This is a genomic window from Streptacidiphilus sp. EB129, from assembly GCF_041262645.1.
Taxonomy (GTDB): domain Bacteria; phylum Actinomycetota; class Actinomycetes; order Streptomycetales; family Streptomycetaceae; genus Streptacidiphilus.
Window position 1 is genome coordinate 149603 of the sequence record NZ_JBGCCS010000014.1, and the last position, 16484, is coordinate 166086.

13 protein-coding genes are annotated in these 16484 nt (G+C 71.3%); 1 reads left to right on the forward strand and 12 read right to left on the reverse strand.

Going from position 1 to position 16484, the window contains the following annotated elements; all coding sequences use genetic code 11:
* The first annotated feature begins 212 nt into the window (after positions 1 to 212).
* Positions 213 to 1412, forward strand: coding sequence for a cellulase family glycosylhydrolase (locus ABH925_RS19210; protein ID WP_370149465.1), 1200 nt, complete (start codon positions 213 to 215; stop codon positions 1410 to 1412).
* Here ABH925_RS19210 and ABH925_RS19215 read toward each other — a convergent pair.
* From ABH925_RS19215 to ABH925_RS19270, 12 genes are all read right to left on the reverse strand, one after another.
* Complete coding sequence (locus ABH925_RS19215) at positions 1363 to 2547, reverse strand: glycosyltransferase family 4 protein (protein ID WP_370149467.1); 1185 nt, start codon at positions 2545 to 2547, stop codon at positions 1363 to 1365. The two genes, ABH925_RS19210 and ABH925_RS19215, sit on opposite strands and share 50 nt — an antisense overlap.
* A complete protein-coding gene (locus ABH925_RS19220; RefSeq protein ID WP_370149468.1) occupies positions 2547 to 3839 on the reverse strand; it encodes a polysaccharide pyruvyl transferase family protein in 1293 nt (430 codons plus the stop codon). The genes ABH925_RS19215 and ABH925_RS19220 overlap by 1 nt, the downstream gene beginning before the upstream one ends.
* Positions 3836 to 5281, reverse strand: coding sequence for a lipopolysaccharide biosynthesis protein (locus tag ABH925_RS19225; protein WP_370149470.1), 1446 nt, complete (start codon positions 5279 to 5281; stop codon positions 3836 to 3838). Before ABH925_RS19225 ends, ABH925_RS19220 begins: the two co-directional genes overlap by 4 nt.
* On the reverse strand, positions 5274 to 5765 hold the full coding sequence (locus ABH925_RS19230; protein ID WP_370149472.1) for a hypothetical protein: 492 nt from the start codon (positions 5763 to 5765) through the stop codon (positions 5274 to 5276). The genes ABH925_RS19225 and ABH925_RS19230 overlap by 8 nt, the downstream gene beginning before the upstream one ends.
* Positions 5762 to 6925, reverse strand: a complete 1164-nt coding sequence (locus ABH925_RS19235; RefSeq protein ID WP_370149473.1) for a glycosyltransferase family 4 protein — start codon at positions 6923 to 6925, stop codon at positions 5762 to 5764. The genes ABH925_RS19230 and ABH925_RS19235 overlap by 4 nt, the downstream gene beginning before the upstream one ends.
* Positions 6922 to 9246, reverse strand: coding sequence for a DUF2206 domain-containing protein (locus ABH925_RS19240; protein WP_370149475.1), 2325 nt, complete (start codon positions 9244 to 9246; stop codon positions 6922 to 6924). Before ABH925_RS19240 ends, ABH925_RS19235 begins: the two co-directional genes overlap by 4 nt.
* Positions 9243 to 10364 carry a glycosyltransferase family 4 protein gene (locus ABH925_RS19245; protein WP_370149477.1) on the reverse strand — a complete coding sequence of 374 codons (1122 nt, stop codon included), beginning with the start codon at positions 10362 to 10364 and terminating at the stop codon, positions 9243 to 9245. The genes ABH925_RS19240 and ABH925_RS19245 overlap by 4 nt, the downstream gene beginning before the upstream one ends.
* A complete protein-coding gene (locus ABH925_RS19250; protein ID WP_370149478.1) occupies positions 10364 to 11089 on the reverse strand; it encodes a polysaccharide deacetylase family protein in 726 nt (241 codons plus the stop codon). The genes ABH925_RS19245 and ABH925_RS19250 overlap by 1 nt, the downstream gene beginning before the upstream one ends.
* A 28-nt stretch (positions 11090 to 11117) precedes the next feature.
* Positions 11118 to 11630, reverse strand: a complete 513-nt coding sequence (locus tag ABH925_RS19255) for a hypothetical protein (RefSeq protein ID WP_370149480.1) — start codon at positions 11628 to 11630, stop codon at positions 11118 to 11120.
* Complete coding sequence (locus ABH925_RS19260) at positions 11627 to 12394, reverse strand: glycosyltransferase family 2 protein (protein ID WP_370149482.1); 768 nt, start codon at positions 12392 to 12394, stop codon at positions 11627 to 11629. The genes ABH925_RS19255 and ABH925_RS19260 overlap by 4 nt, the downstream gene beginning before the upstream one ends.
* A 263-nt stretch (positions 12395 to 12657) precedes the next feature.
* On the reverse strand, positions 12658 to 13908 hold the full coding sequence (locus tag ABH925_RS19265; RefSeq protein WP_370149484.1) for a LamG domain-containing protein: 1251 nt from the start codon (positions 13906 to 13908) through the stop codon (positions 12658 to 12660).
* Positions 13909 to 14088: 180 nt separating this feature from the next.
* Positions 14089 to 16323 (reverse strand): heterodisulfide reductase-related iron-sulfur binding cluster, encoded by a 2235-nt coding sequence (locus ABH925_RS19270; protein WP_370149485.1) that lies wholly within the window; start codon positions 16321 to 16323, stop codon positions 14089 to 14091.
* Positions 16324 to 16484 lie beyond the last annotated feature (161 nt).

Below are 16484 nucleotides of genomic sequence, written 5' to 3' on the forward strand. Positions count from 1 at the left end.
GGCACATCGTCGTCGCCGGGCATCCTGCCCCGGCCCCCGGCCCCGCCCCCGTCGGACGCGCGGGGCGGCTGCGGCGCGTCCGCGCCCGGACCGCCCTGCCCCCTGCGCCTGAGACTGAATCCCTTGGTACCCACCATCAGAAGGTACCCGGAGCATGCCACCGGGCAAGCCCGTTCTCTTCCCCCGCTGGGACTGGACCTATGCTGAACCGCGTGGTGAAACTCTCCGGTATACGTCAGAGGCTGCTGATGGCCCTGGTGGCCTTCTCCGTGACCGCGTGCGCGACGGTCATCGCGGCATCCTCCTCGGCGACGCCGAAGCAGTCCGCGGTGGCTGACGCGCCCACAGCTGTCGCGCCCGCGACGGAACCCCGGCAGATGCGGATCGGCATCGCCTACGGCGACACCCTGGTGTGGATGTCGGACAAGGACCTGGCAGCGGGGCTGGACGACGCGGTGACCCTCGGGGCGCACTGGATCAGGGTCGATCTGTCCTGGGAGGACATCCAGCCGGACTCGGCCGACAGCTACCAGTGGCCGCGCTTCGACCGGATCGTCAACGCCGCCCGGGCCCGCGGCCTCGACGTCCTGCCGACCCTCGGGTACACGCCGGCCTGGGCCCGCAAGGCGGGTTGCGACAGCGCCGCGTGCGCCCCGGCGAACCCGGCCGCCTTCGCCGCGTTCGCCGCCACCGCCGCCAGGCGCTACGCCCCCCAGGGCGTGCACACCTGGGAGATCTGGAACGAGCCGAACATCACCCCGTTCTGGGCACCCAAGCCCGATCCCGCGGGGTACACGCAGCTGCTCCGGGAGACGGCCCAGGAACTGCGCAGCGTCGACCCGAGGGCCTACCTGCTGATGGGCGGGCTCGCCGCGGTCGGTTCCAACCCCACGACCGGCTGGATGTCGCAGACCGCGTTCCTGACCGCGGTGTCCAAGCTCGGCGCCAACCACCTGGTGGACGCCCTGAGCTACCACCCGTACACCTATCCGATTCTGCCCAGCGCGGTCACCCGGTTCGGCACCGCCTACGAGCGGATCAGCAGCTACAGCGACAACCTCGTCGCGGTCCTGGACAAGTACGGCACCCCCAACCTGCCGATCTGGATCACCGAGACGGGAGCAGGGACGAACGGTCCAGGGGTGGCCTCGGACGGGAAGACCATCCCGCCGAACACGACCCATGTGACCGAGGCGTTCCAGGCCCGGATCGCCACCGACACGGTGACCGCCACAGCCGCGAACTCGCATGTCACGGCCCTGTTCTGGTTCGCCGACCGGGACTCGGGAACACCCGCCCAGAAGGCCTCCCGGTCCCTGTTCTTCGGTCTGCGGCGCCTCGACGGCAGCCCGAAGCCGGCCTTCAACGCGCTGAGGGAAGCGATCGCCGCGTACGAGCGGGAGCACCACTGACGAGGGCGCGCTCGAAGACCTCGGCGGTCCGGTCGCACTGACGGTCCCAGGAGAGCTCCCGGGACACCAGCGCGCGGCCCGCCGCACCCAGCGCGCCGGCGAGGGCGTCGTCGTCCAGCACCGAGCACAGCGCCCCGGCCAGCGCGGGCCCGTCGCCCACCGGCACCAGCAGCCCGTTCACCCGGTCCGTGACCAGCGAGGGGATACCCCCGACCGGGGTCGTGACGACCGGTCGCCCGCAGGCCATCGCCTCCACCAGCACGCTGGGAAAGCTGTCGTAGGACGTGGGCAGCGCGAGGACCCTGGCCCGCCGGTAGGCCGCGGCCAGTTCCTCGCCCTCCAGCCGCCCGCTGAAGACCACCTGCCCGCCGATCCCCAGCTGACGGGCCAGCGCGCGGTACTCCTCGGCGGCCGAGCCGGACCCGACCACCTCCACCCTCAGGTCGGGACGGTCCGCGGCGAGGACGGCGGCGGTCCGCAGCAACTCGGCCAGCCCCTTGTAGGAGGTGGCCCGGTCGAGCGAGCCGACGAAGGCGATCCGCGGCTCGGCGGGAACCGGTCCGGACGTGAAGCGGTCCAGGTCGACCCCCGGGGAGACGGTCGTCGCCCGCCCCCCGAACAGGCGTGGCAGGTCGGCGGCGACATAGTCCGAGGAGCAGACGACCTCGCGTGCCCGCCGGGCCGTCCCGGCCAGCAGGGTCCGCTCGTACAGCGCGCACACCGCGTCAGGGAGCAGCTGCCCCTTGCGCATTCGGCCGGTGTGGTAGGTCAGCACGAACGGGACGGCCGGGCAGGCGCGTGCGGCGGCGTCGGCGAACAGCGGTACCGGAGCGTGTGCGTTGACCAGATCGACCTGCTCCGCTTCGACGATGGCGCGCAGGCTGCGGCGCCAGCCGGTTCCGAGCGGCGTGTTGGAGACCCTGGCCAGCGATCGCAGCCGGTGCACCGTGACGCCGTCGGGGCCCTGGCCCCGGCCCGGGGCCTCCCCCGGCCTCGCGGTGGTCGCGACCACCACCTGCCAGCCGTTCCTGGCCCGGAGCACCCTGGCCAGGTGCCAGACGTAGTTCTCCACCCCGCCGACGTCCGGCGGGAAGTAGGGAGCCGCCAGCAGTACCGTGCGTTCCGGGTCCGCCATCAGACCAGCACCCCGTCCCGCCCGGTGGCCGGACGGTCGCCGGCGCCGGTGGTCGCGGCCCGGAGCAGTTCCGGGAACCGCTCGGCCCGGGCGATGTAGCCGGGCAGTCGCTGGTGCATGGCCTCGCGGTACTGCTCCGGATCCGCGCGCAGCGCGGACACCAGCGCCCACAGCCGCGCGTGGGTCACCTCGGCGATCGGCAGGACCCACTCCCCGAGGCCGAGATCGGCCATGATCCCCCGGGTCTTGTGCTCGTACTCGATCGCGACGCAGGGGACCCCGCTGGTGAGCGAGAAGATCACCGAATGGAAGCGGGTGCCGATCAGCAGGGAGCACTCCCGGTACATGCCCTTGAGGTCGCGGTAGTCGACGCGGTCCTCGATCAGCAGCGGCTGCCGGGCGCAGTACCCGGCGATCCGGCGCTCGACGATGCGGTCGTCGTCGTCCAGGTAGTCGGTGCTCACCTGCGGGATCAGCACCACCCGGACGCCGTCGGCGTGCAGCGAGTCGACGGTCGCGGCGAGCGCCCGCTCGTAGCCCTCCTGGGCTGCCGGGGCGAGCCAGCGGCGAGCGGTGATCCCGACCAGCGGCTGCTCCGGGTCCACACCCATCCGCGCCCGCCAGTCGGTGGAGACCGGGGGGTCGAAGGCGAAGCCCGAGTCGACGGCGCGCCGCACCTGTGGCTCGGTGACCCCGCAGTCCGCCAGGATGCCGACGCTGACGTCCTCGCGGGCGAGCACCAGCACCGCGCGGCGCAGCACCCGGCCGACCAGCCAGCGCTGCGGCCGTGCCGGAAACGGCCCGAAGGACTGCGGCGCGAAGACGACCGGCACGCCCGCCTTCTGCGCGATCAGTGCCGGGAGCAGCACGAAGAAGACGTTCTGGTAGCCGTCGAGCCCGGGGCGTGCGTACAGGTAGCCGCCGCCCATGGACACCACCAGGTCGGCGCCGGCCACGGCGTCGGCCTCACGCCTCACCTCGGCCGGAAGCAGGGCCAGCAGCAGCCGGGCCACCGGCCGAGGCATGAGCAGAGCGAGGACCGCGAGGGAGCCGACGACCAGCCTGCGCAGGATCCGGCGTAGCTTCGGGACCCCGCCGTCGGCGACGTAGCGGCAGATCGAGCCGAGGTTCGGCACCCCCTCGAAGTCCGGGCGGACGGCGGCGTCCTCCATACCGGCGATCTGCACCCGGCCGTCCGGGAACGCCTCGCCGACCTGCCGCAGGCAGACGGCGAGGAGGGCGGCGTCCCCCGCGTTCTCCCGCACATAGGCGTTGATCACGACGATCTTCATCGGTAGTACCCATCGGCCGGGAGCATCTGCGGTTCCTGCAGGACAGGTTCCTGCAGGACGGGATCGTGCAGGACGGGATCGTGCAGGACGGGATCGTGCAGGACCAGGGCTGGCGGTGCGGCCGGCACGGCCACCCGGACCCGGCCGGCGAGGAGGGCGGCCGCGGCGTACACGCCGGAGGCGAGGTTGCCGGCGCCCCAGGCCCAGCCGATCCACACCAGACCGCGCGGGGCCCAGAGAACGGCCAGCCCGATGGTCACCGCGGCGTAGACCACGTTGCTGAGGATGAGGTGCTTCATCCTTCGGGCGATCTTGAGGGCGAAGCTGGCCCAGGTGTTGAGGCCCACGGCGACGGCTCCGACGGCCAGCACGGCCAGCAGCGACTGGGCCCGGGTCGCGTACGCGCCGCCGAACATCTGCAGCAGCAGTCCGCTGCCGACGGCCACGACGGCGGCGGCCGGGATCTGGACGCCGGCGATGATCCCGCCGGAGCGTCGCAGCAGCTCGGGGAAGCGCGACTCGTCGTACGAGGCCTCGGTGAACATCGCCTCTCCGACCGAGTAGGACAGCGCCGTGAGCATGCTGGAGATCTGGAAGGCCACATAGTAGTAGCCGGCGTCCTCGGCGCCGCGCACCTGCAGCACGATCAGCGGGACCACCATCAGCGGCGCCAGATTGAGCAGGCTGGAGGCGTAACTGGCGACGGAGAAGCCGAACTGCTCCATCAGCCGGGTGCCGCGGGTGCGGAAGTCGAAGCCGAAGCCCAGCCGACGCCGCATCAGGAAGAGCGAGGCGGCGACGGCCACCGCGTAGCCGCCGCCGGTGGCCCCGACGATGCCGGCCGCGCCGAAACCGACCAGGGCGAACGGCAGGGCCAGCTTGGTCAGCCCCTGGATGAAGCCGTCCACCAGGACGTTGTACTGCGGCATCCGCGCGCTGATGAAGACGGAGTCGGTCAGCTGGTTCAGCCCCGCGCACGCGCAGAACAGGACGAACGCGGCGGCCAGCACCAGGTGGTCCCTGACGAACATCAGCTTGTGGCCGTACCAGGGCAGTCCGAGCAGATAGACCGTTCCGGCCACGCAGGCGGTCACCGCCACGAGGGCCATGGACTGCGACACCTGCGAGTTGCGGGCGAAGTCCGGTGCCGGGAAACGGACCAGCGTGCTGTTCAGCCCGAACAGGCTGAGGTAGGCGATCAGCGAGGTCGCGGATATCAGCGAGGTCGACAGGCCCACCTGGCCGGGACTGTAGAAGCGCGCGACGACCACCCAGAACAGGAAGCCCAGGCCGGCCGTCGTCACCGTCGAGGCCATCATGAAGAACGAGCTGCGGTACACCTGGTCGGCGGGGCGGGCGTGCCTGGCGCTGCCCCGCCCGGCGGCACCGGAACCGGCACCGGCACCCGCCCGGCCGCCCGGTCCGCCGCTGTGCCTACCCATCGGTTCCCGCCGCGGCCCGGCGCGCACCGCGGCTGCGAAGCAGGTACAGCGCCACGGCGGAGGCGGCGAAACAGCCCACCGCGGCCGTGCCCTCGGTGGGCACGGTGGCGAAGTGGGTCAGCTGACGTGCGGTGGTCCCGGGGTGGGTGAGCGAGTTGACGCAGAGGTAGGCCCACACCAGCAGGGCGTATCCGACCACGGTGCGCAGCGCCGCGTCCACCGCGCCGCGACGCACGGGGCGGCGCCGGAACGCCTGCTCGCCGGCCTGCAGGGCGAAGGCCGCCAGTCCCGAGACCGCGAAGCAGCACGCGCCGAAGGTGTCCCGGCGCATCGGCAGCACCGAGGCGATGGGCACGGCCATCGCGTCCGGTCTCGTCGCCGCGACGGCGGCCACGTACAGCCAGCCGAGCAGACCGTGCAGCAGGGCGACTTCGAGCAGCGGACGGACCGACGGCCGACCGAGCGGACCGGGGAGCGTCCTCATGGCGCCCCCGTGGGCAGCGCGTCGCGATAGTGCTCGATCAGTGCTCCCACATGCTCCTCCCAGGCGAAGTCCGTCGTGGCGCAGCTACGAGAGTAACGGCCCATCCGTGCGCGCAGTGCCTCGTCCTCGGCCAGCGTCGTCAGCGTGCCGCGCAGCACGGCGGCGTCCCTGGGCACCAGCGTCACCCGGGAGCGGTCGAGCCGGTAGGGCGCGTACCCCGGGTCGTCGGTGGTCACCACCGGCAGTCCGGACGCCATGGCCTCCTGCACCGTCAGCGGGAAGCCCTCCGCGGTCGAGGGCAGCGCGAACACGTCGCAGGCCCGGTACGCGTCGGCGAGCACCTCGGGCCGGAGCGCGCCGAGGTGGTGCACCCCGGCGAGGCCGGCCAGCGCCGGCGCGTCCCCGTCGCCGGCGAACACCAGGTCGTAGTCGGCGGCCGGCCCGCGGGCGGCGAGCAGCAGGTCGTAGCCCTTCTTGGGCACCATCCTGCCCACGAACAGCACCAGCACGCGGTCCTGCGGCAGCCCGAAACGCCTCCTGGCGCCGCACCGCTCCAGCGCCGACGCGGCCGGGCGGAACAGCGCGGTGTCCACACCGTTGGGCAGGTGCCGGGCACGCTCCGGGCGGACGCCGTGCGAGCGGACGAAGTCCGCGACCGTGGCGTTCAGGGTGAACACCCGGCGGGCCCGCCGCAGCAGCCCACGTCCCGCCGTGCGGTACACCGCCCGCTGTACCCCGCGAACCAGGGCGGACGGATGCTGGACCAGCCCGACGTGCTGGGTCAGCACATAGGGGGTGCGGGTGAGCACCGCGCCGAGCCCCGCCGCCCACGAGGTCAGGTAGAAGCAGTCGTGCATATGCACCACGTCCGCCCAGCGCGCCCAGCGCCGGGCGGCCGTCAGCACCAGCGGTGACAGCAGCGGGAAGGGGACACCCGCACGGCGCTCGGCACCGTTCCAGGCGCCGACCCGGACCACCCGCACCCCCTCCTCGTCGCGCACCTCCCCGCGCTCCCCGCTGGTCAGCACCGTGACCTGGACGCCCCGGGCCGCCAGGCGGACCGCCTCCTGACGGACCACGTTCTCGATCCCGCCGACGTGCGGCGGGTAGTAGTGGCTGACGAGCAGCACCCGCAGCGGCTGCGGGCCGGACCCGGTCATCGGTAGATCGACGCTCCCTCGCTGCTGTAGATCTGGTCCTTCTGCAGGTCCAGCAGAGTCACCGGGTACTGGTACGTCACCAGGTCGCCGCGGTAGGAGATGGTCACCTGTCCGGTCTGTACCGTCGTCGTGCCGAGGAAGACATACGAGTACGAACTCAGCAGGGTGGGGTAGATGTCCTCCAGGTTCGGCTCGTCGATCATCGTCTGCAGCCGGTCGAAGGTGAACCGGTCGGTCTGGATCTCGGACTGACCGTTCGTGGCCGGGTCGGCCGCGGTGTGCGCCAGCAGCCAGGCCATCGCCGTGCGCTCCTCCGGATGGTCGTAGTAGATGTCGTAGTACTGGCCCGAGTTGCTCAGGTTGAGCTGGCCCGGGTAGCCGCCGAGCAGCTGCGGGACCACACCGGTGAGGTCCAGGAACATCGCCGCCATCGCGGCGCAGACCAGGTGCGTCGACCGGCGCCCGGCCCAGCGCAGGGCCCACAATGTGCCGGCCGCGATGAAGGGCGCGAAGAAGAACAGGCCCTGCTGGAAGGCGCGCAGCACCCCGTAGTCGACCGAGAGCTGGGGCAGCACCGTGAGGACCGCGATCAGGCCCACCGCGCCCACGGTCAGGGTGAGCTGGTCCCTGGTCGGCCGGAAGCCCTTGCGCCGCCACCTGACCGTCACCACCACTCCGGCCAGCAGCAGCACCTGCAGCAGCCGCGCCAGCGCCTGCCGCACGAACCCGTTCGCCGCGACCACGTCCAGACCGGTGGACTGCAGCACCTGCCCGGCCGCGGTGAGCGGCTGGTTCGGCTGCGGCACCGCGACGGTCTGATAGGTGTTCACCACCTTCAGCGGGATGCGCTCCCCGCGGGCGCGCTGGGCGGCCGTCAACTGCTCCGTCTCGGTCCGGTACTGGCTCAGCCGCTGGTCGGGGCTGACCGCGCCGCCGCCGAACAGGCTGTACGAGGTGTCGGAGGAGCCGCCCTGGCTGTGCCCGGGATGGAGGATGTCCTGCAGGGACTGGGTGAGCGTGCTCTGCAACTGCCCACTGGTGTGCGTGACCGGCCCCGCCCACACCAGCGCCAGCACGGCGGACGCCGCCACCATCCACCAGGTCACAAAGCCCTGCGCCTGCGCCCGGCCGGTACGGCGCCGTCCGCCGCTGCCGGCGCCGCGCCGCCCGGCCAGCCGCCACAGCAGGTCGGCGGCCAGACCGAGACCGAGGGTGGCCACCACCACGTAGGTGGTCGAGTAGTGCGAGAGCACGATCCCCGCGAGCAGCACGGTGACGATCAGCCGGCGCAGCCGCAGCGGACGGCCCGCGTCGGTCAGCACCACCATCGCGCAACCGAGCAGCAGGAAGGCGATCTCCTGGCGCCCCAGGAAGGTCATGTCCGTGAAGAAGGTCGGGAACGCCATGAAGTAGACGGCCGACAGCAGCGCCACGAACTGCGGCGCGACATTGCGCACCGACCGGTACACCAGCACCGGGGTCAGCGCGAACAGCAGCGGGAACAGGACCTTGAAGACATAGACGCCCGGGATCGCGGTGAGCCGGGCCACCTCCGCCGGCAGCAGGGTGATGCTGAGGCAGGCGTTGTAGGCGTCGGCCAGCGAGCCCACGTTCCAGCGGCTTGCCTGGTACGCCAGCTGGAAGACCTGGTACTCGCGCTGGATGTCGTGCCCGGTGATGAACCAGCCGCGCAGCGAGGTCAGCAGCAGCAGCGCCGCGGCCGCCAGGAACAGGCCGAACTCCAGTACCTCGGCGGGATAGCGCCGTCGCCGCACCATCAGCAGCACCAGCAGTGCGGCGACGGCCGTGAGTGCCACCGTGCTGACCGCACCGCTCAGACCGTTGTTGAGCCGGATCGCCCCGGCGACCGAGAGCACCAGCGTGACCGACCCGAGGGCGGCCACCGCGAACAGGCCCTGCGGCGCGCCCCGGCCGGACGCTCGCTGCTCCGGCTTCTCCCGTTCCTCCTCGGGCAGCAGCGCCCCGAGGGCGATCAGCGCCATCCCCGAGGCCCCGGCCAGCGGCACCCTGGTGAGCGGATGCACCATGCCGACCAGCGGCAGGACGGTGTTCAGCAGCAGCGCGACCAGCAGGTCGGTGATCACGGCCAGACCCAGCGCGAGCAGCAGGCTGCTGTCCCGGCGGGAGACGGCGCGGGAGGCGACACCACGCCACAGCAGGGTCGGGGCGCCGAACAGCAGCCACAGTCCGGCCATGGTGAACGGGACCGCGGGCACCCCCGGGGCCAGCTCCAGCAGGCTGGTCAGCGTGATGCCGCAGAGGAGCCCCGAGCGTCCCCGCGCCCAGAAGGGCAGGGTCATCCGACGACCTCTGCCGCCGCGGTCTCCGCTCCGAAGACCTCCGTGTACACGTCCTCCACCTGCCGGGCCACCGCGTCCCAGGAGTAGCCGCCCGCCGCTGCCGAACTGCGCCGCGCCAGCGCCAGCCGCAGCTCCGGGCCGGCGGCGACCGAGTCGATCGCGGCGGCCAGCGCCGCGGGCTCGGGTGCGGCCAGCAGTCCGACCCCGCCGAGCAGTTCGGCGTTGCCCGGGACGTCGGTCGCCACCACCGGCAGCGCCGCCGCCATGGCCTCCAGCGCCACCAGCGGCATTCCCTCCTTGTCCGAGGACATCACCAGCGCGTCGGCGTCCGCGTAGGCGCGGAGCAGGTCCGGACCGAGCAGACCGCCCTCGAAGGTCACCCCGGTCAGCCCCAGCCGCTTCGCCTGCGACTCCAGTTCCTCCCGCAGCTCACCGTCACCGACCACCCGCAGCTGGACCGGCTCCCGGAGCAGGCTCATCGCCTCCAGCAGGCGGCCGACGTTCTTCTGCGCGCTGAGCCGTCCGACGAAGAGCAGCCGCAGCGGGCGCCCAGCGGATTCCCGTACCGGCATGAAGTACTCGGCCCCGACTCCGTTGGGGACGACGAACACCCGCTCCGCGGGCACTCCGTAGGTGCTCCGGATGAACTCCGCCTGGGTCCCGGTCAGCACGACGACCGCCGCGGCCGCGCGCAGCACCCGTCCGAAGACCTGCTTCTTGTAGGCGGGCAGCAGCCAGCCGAGACGGCCCGAGGCGTCGACGTCGAGGTGGAAGTGCACGATGAACCGCTGCCGGCGCACCAGGGCGGTGAACGCGACCAGCTCGGGCAGCAGGGCGTGCGCGCTGTGCAGATGCAGCACGGCCGCTCGCGGGGCACGCAGCAGGGACAGCGGCAGCCCGGGGGCGAGGGCGGTGTGCGCGACCTCCACCGCCCGGTGGCGCCGGACGTCGACCGCGCCCTCCCGGGAACGGCGCGGGGCACCGTCCGCACCGAGCACCGTGGTGACCACCTGGACCCGGTGGCGCCGGGCCAGCTGCGCCGAGAGGTGCTCCACCACGCGCTCCAGCCCGCCCAGATGGGGCGGATAGTAGGGCGTGATCTGCAGGACGGTGCGCATCAGGAATCCAGCCCCGGTATATCCCGGTTGTCGGCATAGGTGACGTCCGGGCGGTCGGCGACATGGGCCAGCACCCGCTCCAGCCGGTGCCAGTCCCTGCGTGCGTCCACCTCCCAGCTGTGCCCCCACAGGTGGTACACCCCACCGCGCTCCAGACACAGGTCGAACCAGCGGATCGCCAGCTCGTCCCACTCCAGGTAGAGCTTGGCCGCGGTCCAGGGCTTCTTGCCGGCGAGCCGCAGGGCGAGCGGTCCGTCGACCCGGTGCGCGTAGGCGTTGATGGTCGTGGACAGCTCCATCGGCGCGCCGGGGTCGAGCGAGCTGCGCTCCACCGTCCGGGCCAGGCTGAAGCCGGCCTCCCCGGCCTGTCGGACATGCACGGGTGTGTACTCGCCGCGCGGGTAGCAGAAGCTGGTGACCGGAGCCCCGATGATCTCCTCCAGCTCCGCCTTGCCGTCCCGTATCTCCGCGGCGGCCTCCTGCTCGGAGATCAGCGGCAGGCGCTGGTGGGTGAGCGTGTGCCCACCGATCTCGAAGCGCTCGGACAGGTCACGGATACCCGCGGAGTCGAGACGGTCGGCCGGCTCGATCTCCAGGTTCCGCGGCGCGATGTAGAAGGTGCCGGGAATGCGGTACTTCTCCAGCAGCGCAGCCAGCCTGGGGTCGAGCCGGTGCCCGTCGTCCCAGCTCGTCGTGACGACGGCCTGGCTCCGTGTGCTGTTCATTCAGTGCCCTTGGGATGAGAGGGGTCGGCTAGTTGACGAGGCGGAAGTGCAGTGTCTGCGGATGGCCGGGAAGCTGGACCAGGATGACCGCGGTGCCGACCGGCGCCACGGTGCGCACCACCACCGGCACCGGGACCCCGGTCCGCGGGGTCACCCGCACCGTGGTGGTGGCCAGGAACTTCCCGGTGGCCGACTCCAGGTCGACCTGCACCCGGTAGGACTGGACACCGGTCCCGTGGTCGTCCAGAGCGACCGGGACCACCACGGTGGATCCGTCGAAACCGGGCGGACTGGTGAAGTACAGCTCGGCGTACGGGCTCGGCTCCTGGGTGAAGGACTGCAGCAGCACCGTGCGCGCGGCCGGAACCGACCACGCGGCCGCACCCAGGCCCACGGCGACCGCACAGGCCACCAGCGCCGTCACCACCCTGGCCCTGACGCTGGGCCCGCGGCGGCGTCGCCGCAGACGCCCCGCACCGGTGCGACGGGGAGGCGAGGGGAGCTCGGGCTCCTCCTCCCCCGCTTCGGGCTGCGCCGTCATACCGGCTCGAACTGATCGGTTCGCGGTCCCTTGGACTGCGTGGCCTGCGCCGGAATGCCGCCCGTGACGGCGGGCCGGACCGGCTCGCGAAAGCGGTGCTCGAACAGCTGGCGCAGATTGGCCATCCCGTCGGGAAGCGCGTTGAGCTTCACCTCGCCACCACGCACGCGGTACTCGATCGGCACCTCGAGAACGCGGTAGCCGGCCCGGGTGGCGGAGTTCTTTATCTCCTGCGAGAAGGCCATTCCGGTGGACCGGACGTCGAGGGCCTGCCAGATGTCCCGCCGGAACACCCACATTCCGGACTGCGAGTCACGCAGTCCGTTGCGGAACAGAGCCCGACTCAGCGCGCTGAGCGCGTGGTTGGCGACGGCGTGCGAGGTCTTCATCGCCGGGCGGTTCTCACGCCGCAGGCGGTCGGTGGTCATGAACTCGATGTCCTGGTCGACCAGGGTGCGGAGGAGTTCCGGCAGCGCGTCGAACGGATAGGTGCAGTCGGCGTCACCGGTGGCGATCACCTCACCGGTCGCCGCCTCGAACCCCGCGTGGTAGGCGTTCCCGTAGCCGCGCAGAGGCTGCTCCACCACCCGTGCCCCGAGGGCTCTGGCGACGTCGGCGGTGTCATCGGTCGAGGCGTTGTCCACCACGACCACCTCGGTGCTCCAGCCCGCGTCCCTGAGCCCGTCCACCGGAATTGACGCCATGACGGTCGGCAGGTTCGCCGCCTCGTTGAGCGCGGGTATGACGACCGAGAGCTTTTTCACGGATTCCCCCAGTGTGACCGCTACCGACGGGGCCGTGTTGCGGAGTTGGTAGCCCACAACGCCTCGGAACCGATGCGTAAGTGGCGGGCGAGCCTCCGCATGCTATCGAACCCTCGCGTGACAATAGTCGAACGCAGGTGCCTGCTGATGCCCTTGATGCCATGTTGTGATGATGCGGATCCTGGACGAGAGCCGCGTTCACCCGCCGGCCAGGGGGTGGCCACCCGTCGCGGCCACGCCCCCCGGATTCTCCGGTGTTCCGGCTAGTTGATCAGCCAGGAATCGACCGGGGGCGAACCCGCGCTCGCCGTCCCGTTCTTCATGCCGAGGGCGTCGGCGGGTGTCAGCGCCCGGTTCCAGATCTGGATGTCACCGACCACGCCGGCCCAGTTGTCGGTCCAGCTGCCCTGGTAGCGGACCCGGCCGGCTTCGAGCGGACCGGGCGCCGACCAGATGCCGGGCACCGCGGTGCTGGACGCGAGGACGCCGTTCACATAGAGCGCGATGGTGTGGCTGCCCGCGTCGTAGGTACCGGTGAGCAGTGTCCACGCACCCGCCGGCGCGGTCCCCTTGGCGAGCGCCCGGTAGATGGTGTTGTCCGCGTCCCCGGACGAGGTCTGCACCTTGAAGACCCAGGAGTTGTGCGTGGTCGAGTTCTCCCGGCCCAGGTCGAAGGAGTAGTAGGAGCCGTTGCCCTGGCTGATGGCCGACCGGGAGCCCGAGGCCACGTCGTTGAGGACCCAAGCGGAGACGCTGAAGCTCCTGGAGACGTCGACCACCGGCTTGGTCGTCTCACCGAAGGAGTTGACGCCGCCGTTGAGCTTGAGCACGTCGCCGCCGTTCACCCGGACCACCTTGGCGTCGGCCGCGGGATCGAGGGCGATCACGCCGGAGCGGTCGGTGATCGGCCCGCCGGAGGCCGTGGGGGCGGCGGTCGGCGAAGCGGAGGAGGAAGCCGACGCGCTGGGGGAACCCGAGGCGGCCTGCGGCTGGGGGCCGGGCTTCTTGCCGGTGTGGTTGATGATAAACACGCCGGCCCCGATGCCAAGCACGCAGGCCACTCCCACTATGCCGATCGCCCACCATCTGTTGCGGCGCCGGCTGCTGCTCTCGTTGCGCTCGGCGAGCGCCTGCCAGTCGGGACCCGACGGGCTGACCGGCTGCGGAGGCGCGGGCGGAGACGCGTAGTTCGGCACCGTCGGCTGCTGGTACGCGGGCTGCTGGGGCGACGGCTGCTGCTGGTAGGACGGCTGCTGAGGCTGCTGCTGCCAGTTCGGGGGCTGCTGGCCCGGCTGCTGCGGCCCGCCCTGCTGCGTCACGGTCGGGGGCTGCTGCGCCGGTTGCTGACCCGGCTGCTGGAAAGACCCGCCGCCGCCCTGCTGCGGCGGGTAGGGCTGCTGCTCGGGCTGCGGATACCCGTACCCGGACGGCGCGCCGGACGAGGCCGGCAGCACCCGGCCGATGATGACGGTGCTCTCGGTCTCGGGACGCGGCGACGAATCCTGGACGGGCACGCGCGGGTCGTGCGACAAAGGGGGAGCCGAACGCTCCTGGGGGGTGGCGCCCCCCTCCGGATTCTGCGAACCGTCAGTCATGATGCGGATTTTAGGACATCATCCCAGTCGAACCACAGGGTGTCCCCATTCCCACTTTCATGGGAAGGGAACACCCTGTCGATCGGGAGTGCGCGGTACTCAGGAGCCGGCCGGGGCGGGCTCCGGGGTCTCGGCAGGGGCCTGCGGGGTGGCCTTGACCGAGTCGAGCAGCAGCTGCGCCACGTCGACGACCCGCAGGTTCTCCTTGGCCGCGCCCTCGCTCTTCTTCCCGTTGGCACTGTCGGAGAGCATCACCAGGCAGAACGGGCAGGCGGTGGAGATGATGTCGGGGTTCAGCGACAGCGCCTCGTCCACCCGCTCGGTGTTGATCCGCTTGCCGATGCGCTCCTCCATCCACATGCGGGCGCCGCCGGCGCCGCAGCAGAAGCCGCGCTCCTTGTGACGGTGCATCTCCTCGTTGCGGAGACCGGGCACGGCCGCGATGATCTCGCGCGGCGGGGTGTAGACCTTGTTGTGCCGGCCCAGGTAGCAGGGGTCGTGATAGGTGATCAGACCCTCGACCGGGTTCACCGGGACCAGCTTGCCCTCGTCGATCAGGTGCTGCAGCAGCTGGGTGTGGTGGATGACCTCGAAGTGGCCGCCCAGCTGCGGGTACTCGTTGGCGATGGTGTTGAAGCAGTGCGGGCAGGTGGCCACGATCCGCTTGACGGGTGCGTCCTCGAGGACCGTGTTCAGGGTCTCCACGTTCTGCGCGCCGAGCATCTGGAACAGGAACTCGTTGCCCAGGCGGCGGGCGGAGTCACCGGTGCAGGACTCCTCCTTGCCGAGGATGGCGAACTTCACGCCCGCGGTGTGCAGCAGTTCGGCGAAGGCCTTGGTGGTCTTCTTGGCCCGGTCCTCCAGGGCGCCGGCGCAGCCGACCCAGTACAGGTACTCGACCTCGGCCGGGTCGATGTCGTCGCCGATGACGGGGACCTCGATGCCGGTCTCCTTCTTCAGCTCCTTCACCCAGTCCAGCCGGGCCTTGGTGGCCATGCCCCACGGGTTGCCCTTGTTCTCCAGGTTCTTGAGCATGGTCCCGGCCTCGGTCGGGAAGCTGCTCTCGATCATCACCTGGTAGCGGCGCATGTCGACGATGTGGTCGATGTGCTCGATGTCCACCGGGCACTGCTCCACGCAGGCGCCGCAGGTGGTGCAGGACCACAGCACGTCGGGGTCGATGACCCCGTTCTCCTCCGCGGTGCCGATCAGCGGGCGCTCGGCCTCGGCCAGCGCTGCCGCCGGGACGTCCGCCAGCTGCTCGGCCGTGGCCTTCTCGTTGCCCTCCGCGTCCTTGCCGCCGCCGGCCAGCAGGTAGGGCGCCTTGGCGTAGGCGTGCTCCCGCAGGTTCATGATCAGCAGCTTGGGCGACAGCGGCTTGCCGGTGTTCCAGGCCGGGCACTGCGACTGGCAGCGGCCGCACTCGGTGCAGGTGGAGAAGTCCAGCAGGCCCTTCCAGGAGAACTGCTCGACCTGGGAGACGCCGAAGACGGCGTCGTCGGCGGGGTCCTCGAAGTCGATCGGGACGCCGCCGGAGGTCATCGGGAGCAGCTCGCCGAGGGCGACGTCGCCGTCCTGCTCGCGCTTGAAGAAGATGTTGAAGAAGGCCAGGAAGCGGTGCCAGGCCACGCCCATCGAGGGGTTGAGGCCGATGGTGATCGCCCAGGTGAACGAGATCGTGATCTTCAGCGTCGCGAAGAGGTAGATCAGGTTCTGCAGGGTGCCGACCGAGAGCCCGGAGAAGGCCTTCACCAGCGGGTAGGTGATGAAGTAGCTGGCCTCGTAGTGGGTGACGCCCTCCAGCGCACCCTCGACGCCGCGCAGCACCAGGATGCAGATGCCGATGCCGAGGATCACGTACTCGACGAAGAAGGCCTGCCAGGCGATGGAGCCGGCGAAGCGGCTCTTGCGGCCGGCCCGGCCGGGCAGCGACAGCAGCCGGACCACGATGAGGGTGGCGATGCCCAGCGTGGTGAGGGTGCCGACCACCTCCTCGAAGACCAGGTACGGCGCCCAGTGGCCGATCAGCGGCAGCGCGAAGCCGGCGTCGAAGAGCTGCCCGAAGGCGGTCACCAGGGTCAGGATCAGCGTGAAGAAGCCGACCGCGACGAACCAGTGCGCGACGCCGACGACGCCCCAGGTGATCATCCGGGTGTGGCCGAGGAACTCCTTGGCCACCGTCCTGACGCGTTGCACGGGGTCGCCGGTACGGGACCCGGCCGGCACATCTGCGCCGAGCTTGACGAAGGTGTAGATGTAAAGGGCGGCGCGCGCGGCCAGCGCGGTACCGACCAGTGTCGTGACCAGTGAGATCACGATCGCGGCGAGCTGCATCGCTCCGTCTCCTAGGGGCTGGCGGCAGGTCGGGGTGGAGAGAGTCCCACCGATGATACCGGTCGGTAACTTATTCGGGGAGCACCGGGTCGGTCGGCCGGTCAGCCGGACCATACCCCGCCCGATACCGGTGCGCTCCTATGCCGCCGGTCACATCAGCC

What these genes read in the sequence shown, in the direction of transcription:
- ABH925_RS19255 (WP_370149480.1), bottom strand. Translation starts at nt 11,630, where the DNA reads ATGACGGCGCAGCCCGAAGCGGGGGAGGAGGAGCCCGAGCTCCCCTCG.
- ABH925_RS19250 (WP_370149478.1), bottom strand. Translation starts at nt 11,089, where the DNA reads ATGAACAGCACACGGAGCCAGGCCGTCGTCACGACGAGCTGGGACGAC.
- ABH925_RS19225 (WP_370149470.1), bottom strand. Translation starts at nt 5,281, where the DNA reads ATGGGTAGGCACAGCGGCGGACCGGGCGGCCGGGCGGGTGCCGGTGCC.
- ABH925_RS19240 (WP_370149475.1), bottom strand. Translation starts at nt 9,246, where the DNA reads ATGACCCTGCCCTTCTGGGCGCGGGGACGCTCGGGGCTCCTCTGCGGC.
- ABH925_RS19230 (WP_370149472.1), bottom strand. Translation starts at nt 5,765, where the DNA reads ATGAGGACGCTCCCCGGTCCGCTCGGTCGGCCGTCGGTCCGTCCGCTG.
- ABH925_RS19220 (WP_370149468.1), bottom strand. Translation starts at nt 3,839, where the DNA reads ATGAAGATCGTCGTGATCAACGCCTATGTGCGGGAGAACGCGGGGGAC.
- ABH925_RS19270 (WP_370149485.1), bottom strand. Translation starts at nt 16,323, where the DNA reads ATGCAGCTCGCCGCGATCGTGATCTCACTGGTCACGACACTGGTCGGT.
- ABH925_RS19215 (WP_370149467.1), bottom strand. Translation starts at nt 2,547, where the DNA reads ATGGCGGACCCGGAACGCACGGTACTGCTGGCGGCTCCCTACTTCCCG.
- ABH925_RS19245 (WP_370149477.1), bottom strand. Translation starts at nt 10,364, where the DNA reads ATGCGCACCGTCCTGCAGATCACGCCCTACTATCCGCCCCATCTGGGC.
- ABH925_RS19235 (WP_370149473.1), bottom strand. Translation starts at nt 6,925, where the DNA reads ATGACCGGGTCCGGCCCGCAGCCGCTGCGGGTGCTGCTCGTCAGCCAC.